The following is a 14,921-nucleotide window of genomic DNA, read 5'->3' on the forward strand; positions in this document are numbered from 1 at the left end:
GCGCCCGGCAGAAAAGGAGGCGGCGCAGCCCGTGAGCGACAAGAAAAAACGGACGGTGCGCCGCCCCGGCGAACGGCCTGCGCCCCAGGCCCCGCTTTTTGACCAGCAGACCGCCCCCATCCCCAGGCAGCCCCGGCGCGGCGCGGGCGAGATGCAGCAGATGACGCTGCCTTTGGGCGCGGCGGGCATGGAGCCGCTGCAAGCCCCGGAGCCCGCCCCCCGGCGGCGCAAAAAGGCGGGGGGCAGGAAAAGGCCCGAAAGCGGACCCGCCCGCCGCCGGCAGATGACAAGGGGCGAGATGCGCCGCCGCCGCAGAAGGCGGCGCTGGCTGGCCTTCCTCTTTGTGGTGTTTCTGATGGCGGTGGGCTTTATCCTCTCGGTCACGGTGCTGTTCAAGGTCAAGCACGTCGTGGTGGAAAACCTGGACAAGACCACCCCCGCCAGCACCGGCATCTACACCGAAAACGCCATCCTCGGCGCGCTGGCTGTGCCGCTGGAAGAAAACCTCTTCGGCTTTTCGGCGGCGGAAAAGCAGGCGGAGATGGAACTGCAGCTGCCCTATCTCGAGACCATCCGGGTGCGCCGCCGCCTGCCGGACACGGTGGTGGTGCAGGTGGCCCCCGCCACCGAAAGCTGGTGCGCCAAGACCGACGCGGGCTGGGCCATCCTCAGCGACGGGCTGAAAGTTCTGAAGGTGCAGCCGGACCAGCCCGCCGGCCTGCCGGCCATCACCGGCCTGGGGGTGAGCGAGCCCACCGCCGGGCGTCGCCTTTCCACCACCACCCAGGCCCAGAGCGAGCAGATCGCCGGCCTGATGGAGCAGCTCTACGCCCAGGATCTGGCCGGCAGCTGCACCCGCATCGACATGGGCCTTGGCACCGACGCCTACTTTGTCTACGACGGGCGCATCAAGGTGCTGCTGGGCACCTTCAACAATCTGGATTACAAACTGAGCGTGGCCGCCCTGCTGCTGAAAAACGAGAGTGGCGAGTACCTCAGCTCCACCGACCGGGGCACGCTGGATGTTTCCAGCCAGCTGGACGATTCGGTCCACCGCTTCACCTACGCCCCCGGCAGCTTTGAGCAGGAGGAGAGCGAGCCTCCGCCGCCGGACAGCGCCAGCTCCGCCTCCGGCAGCGCGGCCTCCGGTTCGGCTTCCGGCGCGGCGTCCGGCTCCGCATCCGCCTCGCAGCCCACTTCCGACTCCGCGCCGGCCTCTTCCGCGCCGGCTTCCGGGTCCGCATCCGACAGCACTTCCCAAAGTACCGCCCAGCCGGAAGAATAAACACAGAAGGCCGCCGCCCGATTTTATCGGACGGCGGCCTTCTGTGCGGCGGGATTTGTGCTATACTGAAAAAAAGGGGGTGAACCCATGGCGTTTATGGGTATCTTGTTTCTAAACGCAGTCCTGATGGCCATGTTTGCCTTCATGGGCCTGGGCATTTTGGGGCTGGTCCTGGGGGTGGTGTTCCTCCTTTTGTGGCGCGGCGCGAAAAAGAGGGGAGAAAACCGCCAGACCCTGTTTTTGCTGCTGGCTGTTCTGGGCGGCCTGCTGGCCCTGGCGGGGGCGGTCACCCTGGTGCTGTTCCTGCTGATGCTGTATTAAAAAACATGGAAAGGCCCGGGCACGCCGCCCGGGCCTTTCCTTTTCGCAAACCACTCACCGCTGCACGAAAAACAGCTCGTACCACAGAATGAAGCTGTAAAAACTCCAGATCTTCGTCATGCCGCCGTTCTTGCCCGCTTTGTGCTCGTCCAGCAGCTTCAAAAGCCGGGGCACGTTGAAGAACTTTTCGGCCACCGGGCCCTCGAACTTCTCCCGCACCATCTGATAATATTTGTCCTGGCGCAGCCAGTCGTTCAGCGGCACCGGGAAGCCCAGCTTGCGCCGCTTGGCCACGCTCTCGGGCAGCTCGGCCAGCGCTGCCGCCCGCAGGGCGATCTTCGTTTCACTCTTGGAGGAGCGGTACTCCACCGGGATGGAGAGGGCCAGCTCCAGCATCTCCCGGTCCAGAAAGGGCACACGCAGTTCCAGGCTGTTGGCCATGCTCATGCGGTCCGCCTTCAAAAGGATGTCGTAGAGCATCCAGGTGTGGATGTCCACCCACTGCAGCTGGGTGGGCTCATCCAGGTCCTTCACATGGTCGAAGTAGGGCTTAAAATACTCCTCGGGGGCCTTGGCGTGGTAGTCCTTTTTCAGGTATTCGTCCCGCTCGGCGGGGGAGGCGAACACGTAGTTCGCCCGCATGCACCGCTGCCAGGGCTCCTGCGCGCCCCGCACAAGGAAGTGGCGGCCCTTGAACGGGGGCAGCGCTTTGGCCACCGCGCCCGCGCCCTTGCGCAGGGGCCGGGGGATTTTGCCGTATTCCTCAAAGTGATGGGCCGCGCAGTAGAGGGGATAGCCGCCGAACAGCTCGTCCGCGCCCTCGCCGCTGAGCACCACCTTCACATAGCGGGCGGCGTTTTTGGCCAGGAAGTAGAGAGGCACCTCGCTGGGGTTGGGCATCGGTTCGTCCAGATACCACTGGATGGTCTGGTTTGCCTCGAAAAACTCGTCGGCGTTCACCTTGTTGGCAATGCTGGGCACGCCAATTTCCTTGCTGAAGCCTTGAGCATAGGGCAGCTCGGAGTATTTTTCTTCCTCATAGCCCACGCTGAAGCTCTTCACGTGGGGGGTGCCCTTGGCCACCTCGTTTACCACGAAGCTGGAATCCACGCCGGAGGAGAGGAAGCACCCCACCTCCACGTCGGCGATCTGGTGCACCCGCACGCTTTCGGCGAAGGCGCCGGCAATGGCCTTTTTCCAGTCTTCCAGCGTTTTGCTTCGGTCCACATGGTAGGCGATGTCGTAATAGCGGCTCACCGTCAGCTTGCCGTCTTTGAAGGTGAAGCGGTGGGCCCCCGGCAGCTTGTAGACGTTTTTGAACATGGTCTCGGCGTTCGGGATGTACTCGATGGAGAGATACTCCGGCAGCCGCTCCTCGTTCAGTTCCTTCACAAAGCCGGGGTGGGGCAGAAAGCTTTTGATCTCGCTGCCGAAGAGCAGAAGGTCCTCGTTCTGGTAGTAGTAGAAGGGCTTGATGCCGAAGATGTCCCGCGCGCCGAAGAGGGTGCGGTTCGCTTTGTCCCAGATGACGAAGGCGAACATGCCCCGCAGCTTTTCCGGCAGCGCCTCGCCCCATTCCTCGTACCCGTGCAGCAGCACCTCGGTGTCGGAGTGGGTGGCGAACACATGGCCCGCCGCGGCGAGCTGCTCGCGCAGCTCCATGAAGTTGTAAATTTCGCCGTTGTACACCGTCACGAGGGTCTTATCCTCGTTGAACATGGGCTGGCTGCCGCCCTCCAGGTCGATGATGGACAGCCGCCGGTGCCCCAGCGCCGCCTGCCCGTCCACATAAAAGCCCTCGCCGTCCGGCCCGCGGTGGGCGATGAGGTCGGCCATGGCCTTCACGGTCTTTTTTGCTTCTTCAAACTCGTGCTTTGCGCAAACAAAGCCGGTAATTCCACACATTGGCTGCTCCTTTTGCCCGGTCAGTCCACCAGGCTCTTGTTGCCGAAATAGCGTTTGTATTTGCGGTAGTTGTTCAGCTGGTTCTTGATGTACCAGACGCGGCGCTTGAGCCCCGCATCCTCCTTGCAGAACAGCTGGTGGCTCACCTTGCCCTGGCGCATCAGTTCTTTCGCCTCCGCCAGCAGCGCCTCGTCCTTCAGATACTTCTTCAAAATACCCGCCGGGGCGATCATCCACAGATGATGCGCGTCGGCGATGGTCAGGCCCTGCTCCTTGTGCTCCACCACGTCCTCCACCAGCCACTTGGCCAGGTTGTAGCCGCTGGCGGTCACGAAAAAGCTGCTGCGGCCCTGGCGGGGGTTCATCTCGAACAGCTTGTACTTGCCGTCCCGCACGTCGTACTTCATGTCGAAGTTGGAGAAGCCTTCCCAGCCCACATCCTCCAAAAAGGCCCGCATCTTCTCCATCAGCTCGTCGTCCCGCACGTTGATGATGGCGGCGTAGTTGCCGATGCCCTCGGGGGTCTGCTCCTCCAAAAGGGGGCGGCCCAGGGCCATCAGCTTCACCTTGTGGTCAAGGCCGGAATAGCAGTTCAGCACCCGCATGCAGTTGTCGTCGCCGGGGATGTACTCCTGCAGCACCAGATTGTCCTGGTAGCTGGAAGAGTAGATGGCGGCGGTGATGGCGTCGAACTCCTCTTTGTTGTAGGCCACGAACACTTTCTTCTTGTGGGGGAAGCGGCAGTTCCAGTAGGCCACGCTGTTGCTGGCCTTGATGATGCAGGGGAAGGGGAAGGGCAGCTCCACCGTTTTGTAGTTCTCGCTGGTGCAGCCATAGGTGCGGGGGTAGGAAAGGCCGTGCCGCTCGCAGGCCTTGTAGAAGAACTCCTTGGTGTCCAGCTCCGCCACCAGCTCGGGGGTGGGGCAGGCGAACTTGTAATAAGGCTCCAGCGCCGGGCGGGCCCGGGCCATCAGGCCGGTGTAGTTGTCGCCGCAGCTCACCAGCACCAGCGTTTTGCCGGGGTGGGCCTTGGCGAACTCCGTCAGGGTGCGCACGAACACCCCGTCGTCCTCGAGGTTCGGCTCCACCACCGCCATCTTCACCAGTTTCGAGTTCGAGGTGGCGGCCAGCGCCCCCTTGCCGATGGCAAGGCACGTTACGCCGTATTCCATGTAAAAGCTGCGGGCCATGCCGTAGACGTTGGCGTCGCTGCCCAAAAGCACGGGAAGAAGGTCTTTCATGATCCATCACCTTTTTTTGAAAATTCAGTGTCGCGTATATTCTACTTCTTTTATGGGGCCCTTGTCAATTTGCGCCCCCCTTTTAAACCGCCGCCGTTTGTAGTATAATAAACCCTATATTGGGCAGTCGCGCCCTTTTTGGGGAAAGGAACAAAAACAGTATGTGTGGGATCGTGGGATTTTGCGGCCGGCGCGCCGGCCGTGAGGAAATATTGAAAGCCATGATGGACGCCATCGCCCACCGCGGGCCGGATGGCGAGGGAACCTACTTTGGCGGCGGGGCGGCGCTGGGGCACCGGCGGCTGTCCATCATCGACATCGAGGGCGGCCGCCAGCCCATGTTCAACGAGACGGGAAACCTTGTTGTGGTGTACAACGGCGAAATCTACAACTTCATGGAACTGCGCGCCCAGCTGGAAGCGGCGGGCCATGTCTTTGCCACCGACCATTCCGACACCGAGGTTTTGCTCCACGGCTATGAAGAGTGGGGCGAGGGGATGCTGGAAAAGCTGCGGGGCATGTTCGCCTTCGCCATCTGGGATGAGGCCGGCCAAAGCCTTTTCTGCGCCCGCGACCCCTTTGGCATCAAGCCTTTCTATTACTATGCAAACGACGGGGGCGAACTGCTCTTCGGCAGCGAGATCAAAAGCTTTCTGCCCCATCCGGGCTTTGCCAAGGAACTGAACGAGGAGCGGCTGGAACTTTACCTCACCTACCAGTATTCCCCGGGGGAGGACACCTTTTTCAAGGGCGTCAAAAAACTGCTGCCCGCCCACTGGCTGCGCTGGCAAGCGGGCGAAGTGTCCACCGGCCGCTACTGGCAACCGAAGTTCGAAGCGGACGGCGGCCCCGACATGGCCGGCTGGGAAGATAAGATTGAAGCCGCCATGAAGGAGAGCGTGGCCGCCCACAAAATCGCCGACGTGGAGGTGGGCTCCTTCCTCTCCTCCGGGGTGGACTCCAGCTATATGGCCTGCCTTGCCAAGGTGGACAAGACCTTCACCGTGGGCTTTGCCAACAAGCAGTACGACGAGACGGAATACGCTGCCGAGTTCAGCAAATTTCTGGGCGTGAAGAACTTCGCCTACCGCATCGAGCCGGAGGAATACTGGGCGAATCTCGGCCGCATCCAGTACCACATGGACGAGCCTCTGGCAGACGCCGCCAGCGCCGCCCTCTACTTCGTGAACCGGGAGGCCGCCAAACAGGTGAAGGTGTGCCTTTCCGGCGAGGGCGCGGACGAGTTCTTCGGCGGCTACAACATCTACAAGGAGCCCTTCACCGTCAGCTGGTACGATAAGCTCCCTCTGCCCCTGCGCCGCGCTGTGGGCGCGGTGGCCGAGCTGCTGCCGCCGGTGCATGGCGTGAATTTCCTTGTGCGGCGCGCAAAACCCCTGGAAGAGCGCTACATCGGCAACACCAACCTGATGAGCGAGCGGCAGAAGAAAAAGCTGCTCAAACACTACACCGGCCGCGTCAAGCCCACCGACCTCTCCCGCCCCCTCTTTGAAAAAACCAAAGGGCTGGACCCGGTCGCCCGCATGCAGTTCACCGACCTGCACCTGTGGTTGGCGGGGGATATCCTTTTGAAAGCGGACAAGATGAGCATGGCGAACAGCCTGGAACTGCGGGTGCCTTTTTTGGACAAAGAAGTGTTCGAGGTGGCCCGGCGCATCCCGGTGGAATACCGCGCCAACGCCGGGGGCACAAAGCTGGCCATGCGGGGCGCGGCGGCCCGCAGCATCCCCGAACGCACCGCCGACAAGAAAAAGCTGGGCTTCCCGGTGCCGGTGCGCGCCTGGCTGCGGGACGAGCAGTACGCCGCCGTGGTGCGCAAGGCCTTCGAAAGCGAGGCCGCGGCCCGGTTCTTTAAGACGAAGGAACTGAAAAAGCTGCTGGACGACCATGTCTGCGGCAGGCGGGACAACTGGCGCCAGATCTGGTGCGTGTTCATGTTCCTTGTGTGGTACGACGAATATTTTGTGAAGCGCTGAGCATACGCAATTCATAAAGGGAGGCTGATTTTATGAAACTTTCCCAGTTGATGGAAGGGCTGGACTATCTGGTCCTGCAGGGCGACGCCGAGACCGAAGTGGCGGACGTTGCCTATGACTCCCGCAAGGTGCAGCCCGGCTTTGCCTTTGTCTGCGTGGTGGGCACCAACCGTGACAGCCATGATTACGCCGAAGACGTGGCCGCCGCCGGGGCCAGCGTGCTGGTCATCCAGCACAAGCTGGACGAAATGCCCGCCGGCGCCACGGTGGTGCAGGTGGAGAACAGCCGCCACGCCCTGGCCATCATGAGCTGCAACCTCTTCGGCAACCCCGCCCGCAAGATGACGATGATCGGCGTCACCGGCACCAAGGGAAAGACCACCACCGCCCACATGATCCAGGCGGCGCTGAACGCCGCGGGCAAAAAATGCGGCATCATCGGCACCAACGGCACCGCCTTTGCCGGCGAGCGCCACGCCTTGGTCAACACCACCCCCGAAAGCTACGAGCTGCAAAAGCTCTTTTCCGAGATGCTTGCCGCCGGGTGCGACAGCGTGGTGATGGAAGTTTCCAGCCAGGGCCTGATGATGAGCCGTGTGGACGGCATCCACTTCGATGTGGGCGTGTTCACCAACCTTTACCCCGACCACATCGGCGGCCCCGGCGAGCACCAGAGCTTTGAGGAATACCGCGCCTGGAAGGGCCAGCTGTTCCGCCGCTGCGACGTGGGCGTGGTGAACGTGGACGATAAAAACTGCAACACCCTGCTGGCGGGCCACACCTGCCGGCTGGTGAGTTACGCCATGCACAGAAAAGCGGACTTCATGGGCAGCGGCCTTGAACTGGAGCGGGGCGAAAACTTTTTGGGCATCTCCTACCAGCTCAGCGGCGCGGCCAGCGCCCGGGTGCGGGTGAACATGCCCGGCGAATTCAGCGTCTACAACTCGCTGGCCGCCCTGGCGGTGGGCCGGGTGCTGGGCCTGCCCCTCGAGGCCGTGTGCAGGGGCCTGGAGCAGGTCAGCGTCAAGGGCCGGGTGGAGCTGGTGCCGGTGAGCAAGCGGTTCACCGTGCTCATCGACTTTGCCCACAACGAGGCGGGAGCCGAGAACCTGCTCACCACCCTGCGGGCCTACCAGCCAAAGCGGCTGGTGGTGCTTTTCGGCTGCGGCGGCGACCGCAGCCGCCTGCGCCGCTACGGCATGGGCGAGGTGGCCAGCCGCCTGGCCGATTTTCTCATCCTCACCGAGGACAACAACCGCTTTGAAGAGGTGGAGGACATTCTGAACGACATCAAGATCGGCATCGCCCAGGGCCGCCCCGACGTGCCCTATGTGGAGATCCCAGACCGGCTGGACGCGCTGCACTACGCTTTGGACCACGCCCAGGACGGCGACATGATCGCCGTCATCGGCAAGGGCCACGAGACCTACCGCGACCGCAAGGGCAAAAAGACCCCCTTCCTGGAGCGGGAGCTGTTGGAGGAATACGCGCAAAAGATCGGGCTGGAATAAAGCCCCGAAAATCAACGAAACACGAGGAAGCGAACGAACGACATGCCCATCATCGGAATTGACCTTGGAACCACAAACAGCCTGGCCGCGGTGTACAAGGACGGCGCAAGCCGCCTTGTGCCCAACGCCTTCGGCGAATATCTCACCCCCAGCGCCGTCAGCATCGACGAGGACGGCGAGGTGCTGGTGGGCAAGGCCGCCAGAGAGCGGCTCATCACCCACCCCGAGCGCACCGCCGCCGCCTTCAAACGGGCCATGGGCACCGGCAGGAGCTTTTCCCTCGCCGGGCGCACGTTCCTGCCCGAGGAGCTTTCCGCCCTGGTGCTGCGCCGCCTGAAAGAGGACGCGGAGGCCTATCTCGGCCAGCCGGTGGAGGAGGCCGTGGTCAGCGTGCCCGCCTATTTCACCGACTCCCAGCGCGCCGCCACCAAGCGGGCGGGCAAGCTGGCGGGCCTCAAGGTGGAACGCCTCATCAACGAGCCCAGCGCCGCGGCTCTGGCCTGCTACGACCCCGACCAGGGGGACGCGGCCTTTCTGGTCTACGACTTCGGCGGCGGCACGCTGGACGTCTCGGTGGTGGACTGCTTTGAAAACGTGGTGAACATCCTGGCCGTCAGCGGCGACAACCAGCTGGGCGGGGGCGATCTGGACGCGGCCATCGCCCACATGTACTGCCAGGAGAACAGCATCGACTACGACGCGCTGGATGCAAGCTCCCGGGCTATCCTGCTGGCCCAGGCCGAGCAGTGCAAGCAGACCCTCACCACCGCCCCCATGGCGGTGATGGTGCTGGACCTGCCGGGCCTTGAGGGCTCCATGAGCCTCACCGGCCAAAAGCTCATCGAAAACGCCGCCACCCTCTTCGGGCGCATGCGCACCCCGCTGCAAAAAGCTTTGCGGGACAGCGGCCTTGCCCCCCGGGAGCTGCACGGCGTGGTGCCGGTGGGCGGCAGCTGCAAGATGCCGGTGGTGCGCCAGTACCTCTCCCATCTGCTGGGCCGCCCCCTGCTGGATTCCGGCCACCCGGACACGGTGGTGGCTCAGGGCGCGGGGCTCTACGCCGCCATGAAGGAGCGCAAAGCCGAACTGCGCCAGATGGTGCTCACCGACCTGTGCCCCTTCACGCTGGGCGTGGGGGTACATAACCCGGCGGACGAGGACAACCTCATCATGAGCCCCATCATCGAGCGCAACAGCGCCCTGCCCACCAGCAAGGTGGAAAAATATTATACCGTCAGCCCCGGTCAGACCAAGCTGCACATCCAGATCTTTCAGGGCGAGGCGATGTACTGCGCCGACAACCGCAAGCTGGGCGAGCTGGATCTGCCGGTGCCGCCCGGCCCCGCGGGGCAGGAGGGCGCGGCGGTGCGCTTCACCTACGACATCAACGGCATCCTGGAAGTGGAGGCCGAGAGCCTCTCCACCGACAAGGCCATCAGCGCGGTGCTGGTGGGGGCGGGCAGCGGCCTTTCCGAAGCGGAGGCGAAAAAGCGGCTGGAACAGCTGCAAAAGCTGAAGATCCACCCCCGCGACCGGGAGGAAAACCGCCTGCTGCTGGCCCGGGGCGAGCGCCTGTGGAAAGAGACCCTGGGCGAAGTGCGCGAGCAGGTGGGCCGGGTGATGGAGGCCTTCCAGGAGGAACTGGCCAGCCAGGAGCCCGCCCGCATCCTGCGTGCCAGGAGCCGCTGCAAGGAGATGCTGGACCGGCTGGAGGCCGGCAGCGGCCTGGACGAGCAAAACTGGGATGACCTTTTTGACGACGAAGGCGGCGAGGACGAAGAATGAATTTCTGGGAGATACTGGGCATTTCGCCCACCACCGACCTGGCGGCCATCCGGCACGCCTATGCCGAAAAGACCCGTGCCTGCCACCCCGAAGACGACCCGGAGGGATTTGACAGGCTGCACACCGCCTTCCAGGAAGCGACGCAGTACGCCCGGCGCTCCCGCCGCCCCGCGCCGGCGGCCCCGCAGGAGGAAAAACGCCCCGCCGCGCCCGCGGCGCCGGCGGTGTCCGGCACCCGGGAAAGCTGCCTTGCCGCCGAGCAGGCGGCGTATCTTGCCTGGATGAAGAAAAACGGCTCCGCCGCCCGCCAGGCGGGGGAGCAGACCACCTTCGATTTTTCCGCGGCGGAGGCCGGCCCCCGCCGCGCTCCCGCGCGGCCAAAGGAACCGGGCGACGAGGAAGAACAGCCTCCCGCGGCGGCGCAGGCGCCGCCCGAGCCGCAGCAGTTCGATTTTGACCATCTGCCCCAGCAGGTCAGCCGCCAGCGGCGCCAGCGCGCCCAGGCGCTGGCTGAGCAGCTGCGGGCGGCCTGCGGCCCCGACGCGGACCGCTGGCAGGCCAAAGACGTTCTGGAAAGCGAAGAGTTCCGGGAGCTTCAGCACACCCCGGAATTTCTGGAAACGCTGGCCCTTCTGCTGAAAAAGGAACCCGCCTGCCTGGAAAAGCTGGCGGTGGACCTGGCCTATGCTTACGACTTAAAAAAAACGGCCGCGGCCCCGGACGCGGCCCACGAGGAACTTTTCGCCCTGCTGCGCCCGCTGTGGCAGGCCCACTGGCAGAAGGCACGGGAACAGAATGCGAAGGAGGCCGCCCGTCCGGGCAACATCGTCGCCCTCATCGTGGGCATGACCGTCGTGCTGCCGCTGCTGGCCGTGCTGGACGAACTGCATTTCGCCCTGCGCCTGCCGCTGGCCCTTCTGGGCGGCGCGGCGGGGACGGTGGCGGTGATGCTGGTGCAGCGCATGCAGGCCCGGGGCTGGCTGCCCCCCAACCGCATCCTGGCACTGCGGGCCTTCCAGCTGTTTTTCCTGGCGCTCTTTTTCTTCAACGTCGGCCCGGCCAGCGCGGCCGGCCTGCTGGCCTGCTTTGTGGCCGCCGCCCTGCCCGGCCGCAAATGGTACTTCCGCCAGTCAAAGCAGACGCGCTTTGCCCTCACCGCTGCCTGCGCCGTGCTCAGCGTGATCTGGGTGCCCGTCTCCTTCGTCGTGATGCCGTCCATCACCGACGACGTGGCCTTCTGCGCCATCTTCAGCTGGTGCGTGCTGCCCCTGGCCTTCATCCGCTGCATCGTCAGCAACTGCCGGTTCTACAAACTGGCCGCCCGCTATGGGCTGTGACAAACACATACCCGCCCCCTCTCCCCGCATAGAATGCCAGGGGAGAGGGGGCTTTTTTCATGGCGTTGGAACCGATGCTCAAGGCCGCCCAGGACCGGGGCATGAAGCTGCGCACAAGGCTGGTGGCGGGCTTCTTCGCGCTGGTGTGCTTCGGCGGGCTGGTCGCCCGGCTGTGGCACATCCAGATCACCGATCACGATTTCTATGCCGGGCGGGCCAGCGGCCAGCAGCTGCGGGACACGGTGGTCCCCGCGCCCCGGGGCGACATCGTGGACGCGAACGGCGTGCCGCTGGCGGTGAACGCCACCTGCTGGACCATCCGCGCCTCGCCCCGGGAGATGGCCGACGAGGACGTGGAGCCCGCCAGCCGGGCGCTGGCGGAGCTGGTGGGCATGGAGTACGAAGAACTTCACGAGATATTGTCCCAGCGGTCCAGCAACGATGCGCTGCTGCTGCGCCGGGCGGACCGCCAGACCGCCGACGCGGTGCGCGCGCTTTGCGCCGAAAACGGCTGGGAGGGCATCCTGCTTTTGGAGGACACCAAGCGCTGGTACCCGGAAGGGGACTTTGCCGCCAGCCTGCTGGGCTTCACCAATGTGGACAATGCGGGCATGGCGGGGCTGGAACTGGAGTACGACGAGCAGCTCACCGGCAAAAGCGGCCGGGTGCTCAGCGCAAAAAACGCCTGGGGCTACGACATGCCCACCGGCTACGACACCTATATCCCCCCGGTGCAGGGCAACACCCTCCAGCTCACCATCGACGTGAACGTGCAGCATTATCTCGAAAACTACCTCAGCTACGCGGTCAAGGCCTACAACGTGAGCCAGCGGGCGGTGGGCATCGTGATGGAGGTGGACACCGGCCGGGTGCTGGCCATCTCCACAAAGCCGGACTACGACCCCAACGAGCCCCGTGTGCTGGCGGACGAGGAAGCCCGCGCCCTGGTGGACAGCCTCTCCGGCGAGGAGCGGTCCGCCGCTTTGCAGCTGGCCCAGCAGACCCAGTGGCGCAACAAGGCGGTGAGCGACCTCTACGAGCCGGGCTCGGTGTTCAAGCTCATCACCTGCGCCGCCGCGCTGGACACCGGCGCCGTCAGCCCTTCCAGCACCTTCTACTGCGGCAAGGCCTACAAGGTGGCGGGCATCGCCTTCCACTGCGCCAACCACAAGAGCCACGGCGCCCAGACGGTGGCCCAGGCGCTGGCCAACAGCTGCAACCAGAGCTTCATCCAGATCGGCCAGCGGCTGGGCGTGCAGGACTTCTGCGATTATTTCGAGGCCTTCGGCCTGCAGGGGGCCACCGGCATCGACCTGCCCGCCGAGCCCAAGAAGTCGGAGTATTACACCGCGGGCCGCATGGGCCCGGTGGAGCTGGCCAGCTGCGCCTTCGGCCAGTCCAGCAAGATCACCCCCATCCAGATGATCACCGCCGTCTGCGCGGTGGTGAACGGGGGCAATTTGATGCAGCCCTATGTGGTGGAAAAGATCACCGACGCTTCCGGCAACGTGGTCAGCACCACCGGGCCCACGGTGCGCCGCCAGGTAATCCGAGCCGAGACCAGCGCCCTGATGTGCCAGATGATGGAGGGCGTGGTGGACGGCGGCAGCGGAAAAAACGCCTATGTGGCGGGCTACCGGGTGGGCGGCAAGACCGGCACCAGCCAGAAGCTGGACTCACAGGACGAAGAGGCCCGCATCGCCAGTTTTGTGGGCATCGCCCCGGCGGACGACCCCAAAATAGCGGTGCTCATCGCCCTGGATGAGCCTCACACCTTCGCGAGCGGCGGCGGCGCGCTGGCGGCCCCGGTGGCGGCGCAGGTCATCGAGGAGACCCTGCGCTACTACGGCGTGCAGCCCCAGTACACCCCCGAGGAACAGCAGCGGCTGGAAAACCAGGTCCCCGCCGTGACCGAGCTCCCGGCGGAGGCCGCCGCGGCAAAACTGCAGGAGGCGGGCTTTGCCGCCCGGGTGGTGGGCGAAGGCGGCACGGTGCAGAGCCAGTACCCCGCGGCGGGCGAGACGCTGCCCCGGGGCTCCACCGTGCTGCTCTACACCGAGGAAAACGCCGCCCGCCAGGTCACCACCGTGCCCAGCGCGGCGGGGCAGACCCTGGATGAAGCCACCGAGACCCTCCACGCCGCCGGGCTGAACATCAAGGCGGAAGGGGCGGCGGAGATGGAGGGGGCGGTGGCGGTGGCCCAACGCAGCCCGGCGGGGGAGCGGCTGCCCCGGGGCAGCCGTGTCACCCTGACCTCTTACGACTACACCGTGCCCGCCGACGAGGACGTGAAGATGGACTAAACCGGGCAGAGCCTGCGCACACTGTTAGGGCAATGCTCAACGCAAGGAGGCGGTCAGCCTGTTCGCTTCAAACCATTCGCCCCGGGCGCAAAGACCGGCCCCCCGCGCCGCGGCCGCCGCAAAGCCGGCGCGCCGCCGCGCCCGGCCAAAACGGGAAAAACGGCCCCTGCCGCCCTGGCTGGAAAAACTGCTGGGTGCGGGCCAGCCTTCCATGGACCTGCCCTTCCTCATCCTGGTGCTGGCACTGGTGGCCTTCGGGCTGGTGATGCTGTTCAGCGCCAGCTATGCGGTGGCCATGTACCGCCGGGGCACGCCCTACGCCTACATCCGGCCCCAGCTGCTCTTCGCGGCGGTGGGCCTGGCGGCCATGTACGCCGCCAGCCGGGTGGATTACCACATCTACCACAAGCTGGCCTGGCCGGTTCTGGGCCTCTCGGTGGTGCTGCTGGTGGTGGTGCTCTTCATGCCGGAATACAACGGCTGCAAGCGGTGGATCGTGCTGCCGGTGGGCACGCTGCAGCCCAGCGAGATCGCCAAGTTCGCCGTCATCCTGGTGTTCAGCCACATCATCTCCCTCAACCACACCCGCATGAAGCGGTTCTCGGTGGGGGTGCTGCCCTTCGCCGTCATCCTGGGGGTGCTGGCGGTGCTCATGCTGCTGGAGCCGCACCTGTCCGGCACGCTGCTGCTCTTCGGCATCGGCGCGGTGCTCATGTTCGTGGGGGGCACGGGGCTGCGGTGGTTCGCCATGGCGGCGGGGGGCGGCATCGCGGCGGTGGCGGCGGCGCTGGTGTTCCTGCCCGACCTTGTGCCCTACGCCGCCGACCGGCTGAACAGCTGGCTGGACCCCTTCGCCGACCCTCTGGGCGACGGCCACCAGACCATCCAGAGCCTCTATGCCATCGGTTCCGGCGGCGCCACCGGGCTGGGCCTGGGCAACAGCCGCCAGAAGTACCTCTATGTGCCCGAGCCCCAGAACGACTTCATCTTTTCCATCGTCTGCGAGGAGCTGGGTTTCATCGGGGCCTGCCTGGTCATCCTGCTGTTCGTGCTGCTGCTTTTGCGGGGCATCACCATCGCGGTGAATGCGCCGGACAAATTCGGCGCCCTGCTCACCGTGGGCTTCACGGTGCAGGTGGTGATGCAGGCGGTGCTGAACATGGCGGTGGTCACCAACACCATCCCCAACACCGGCATCAGCCTGCCCTTTTTCTCCTCCGGCGGCACCAGCCTGATGAT

Annotated in this window: 10 protein-coding genes; 8 read left to right on the plus strand and 2 right to left on the minus strand. The window is 64.9% G+C overall.

Going from position 1 to position 14,921, the window contains the following annotated elements:
- Positions 1 to 31: 31 nt before the first annotated feature.
- On the plus strand, positions 32 to 1,285 hold the full coding sequence (locus ACH2AT_RS00760; protein WP_394962677.1) for a cell division protein FtsQ/DivIB: 1,254 nt from the start codon (positions 32 to 34) through the stop codon (positions 1,283 to 1,285).
- A gap of 87 nt (positions 1,286 to 1,372) precedes the next feature.
- Positions 1,373 to 1,606 carry a hypothetical protein gene (locus tag ACH2AT_RS00765; RefSeq protein WP_394962679.1) on the plus strand — a complete coding sequence of 78 codons (234 nt, stop codon included), beginning with the start codon at positions 1,373 to 1,375 and terminating at the stop codon, positions 1,604 to 1,606.
- 54 nt (positions 1,607 to 1,660) lie between these two features.
- Here ACH2AT_RS00765 and asnB (ACH2AT_RS00770) read toward each other — a convergent pair whose 3' ends face one another.
- Both asnB (ACH2AT_RS00770) and ACH2AT_RS00775 read right to left on the minus strand, forming a co-directional pair.
- Positions 1,661 to 3,511, minus strand: coding sequence for an asparagine synthase (glutamine-hydrolyzing) (gene asnB, locus ACH2AT_RS00770; RefSeq protein ID WP_394962681.1), 1,851 nt, complete (start codon positions 3,509 to 3,511; stop codon positions 1,661 to 1,663).
- A gap of 20 nt (positions 3,512 to 3,531) precedes the next feature.
- Positions 3,532 to 4,752 (minus strand): ATP-grasp domain-containing protein, encoded by a 1,221-nt coding sequence (locus ACH2AT_RS00775; RefSeq protein ID WP_394962683.1) that lies wholly within the window; start codon positions 4,750 to 4,752, stop codon positions 3,532 to 3,534.
- Positions 4,753 to 4,913: 161 nt separating this feature from the next.
- Here ACH2AT_RS00775 and asnB (ACH2AT_RS00780) point away from each other — a divergent pair, with 161 nt between their 5' ends.
- The 6 genes from asnB (ACH2AT_RS00780) to ACH2AT_RS00805 form a co-directional block, all read left to right on the plus strand.
- Positions 4,914 to 6,746 (plus strand): asparagine synthase (glutamine-hydrolyzing), encoded by a 1,833-nt coding sequence (gene asnB / locus ACH2AT_RS00780; RefSeq protein ID WP_394962685.1) that lies wholly within the window; start codon positions 4,914 to 4,916, stop codon positions 6,744 to 6,746.
- Positions 6,747 to 6,778: 32 nt separating this feature from the next.
- A complete protein-coding gene (locus ACH2AT_RS00785; RefSeq protein ID WP_394962687.1) occupies positions 6,779 to 8,257 on the plus strand; it encodes a UDP-N-acetylmuramoyl-L-alanyl-D-glutamate--2,6-diaminopimelate ligase in 1,479 nt (492 codons plus the stop codon).
- Positions 8,258 to 8,299: 42 nt separating this feature from the next.
- Positions 8,300 to 10,042, plus strand: coding sequence for an Hsp70 family protein (locus ACH2AT_RS00790; RefSeq protein WP_394962689.1), 1,743 nt, complete (start codon positions 8,300 to 8,302; stop codon positions 10,040 to 10,042).
- Positions 10,039 to 11,379, plus strand: a complete 1,341-nt coding sequence (locus ACH2AT_RS00795) for a hypothetical protein (protein ID WP_394962691.1) — start codon at positions 10,039 to 10,041, stop codon at positions 11,377 to 11,379. The genes ACH2AT_RS00790 and ACH2AT_RS00795 overlap by 4 nt, the downstream gene beginning before the upstream one ends.
- Before the next feature lie 59 nt (positions 11,380 to 11,438).
- The gene (locus ACH2AT_RS00800) at positions 11,439 to 13,682 is read left to right on the plus strand and encodes a penicillin-binding transpeptidase domain-containing protein (RefSeq protein ID WP_394962693.1); all 2,244 of its coding nucleotides are present in this window, start codon (positions 11,439 to 11,441) and stop codon (positions 13,680 to 13,682) included.
- A 211-nt stretch (positions 13,683 to 13,893) separates the two neighbouring features.
- On the plus strand, positions 13,894 to 14,921 hold a 1,028-nt coding region (locus ACH2AT_RS00805), incomplete at its 3' end, for an FtsW/RodA/SpoVE family cell cycle protein (protein ID WP_394962694.1).

The sequence above is a fragment of the Candidatus Allofournierella excrementigallinarum genome, assembly GCF_944388085.1.
Classification (GTDB): domain Bacteria; phylum Bacillota; class Clostridia; order Oscillospirales; family Ruminococcaceae; genus Allofournierella_A; species Allofournierella_A excrementigallinarum.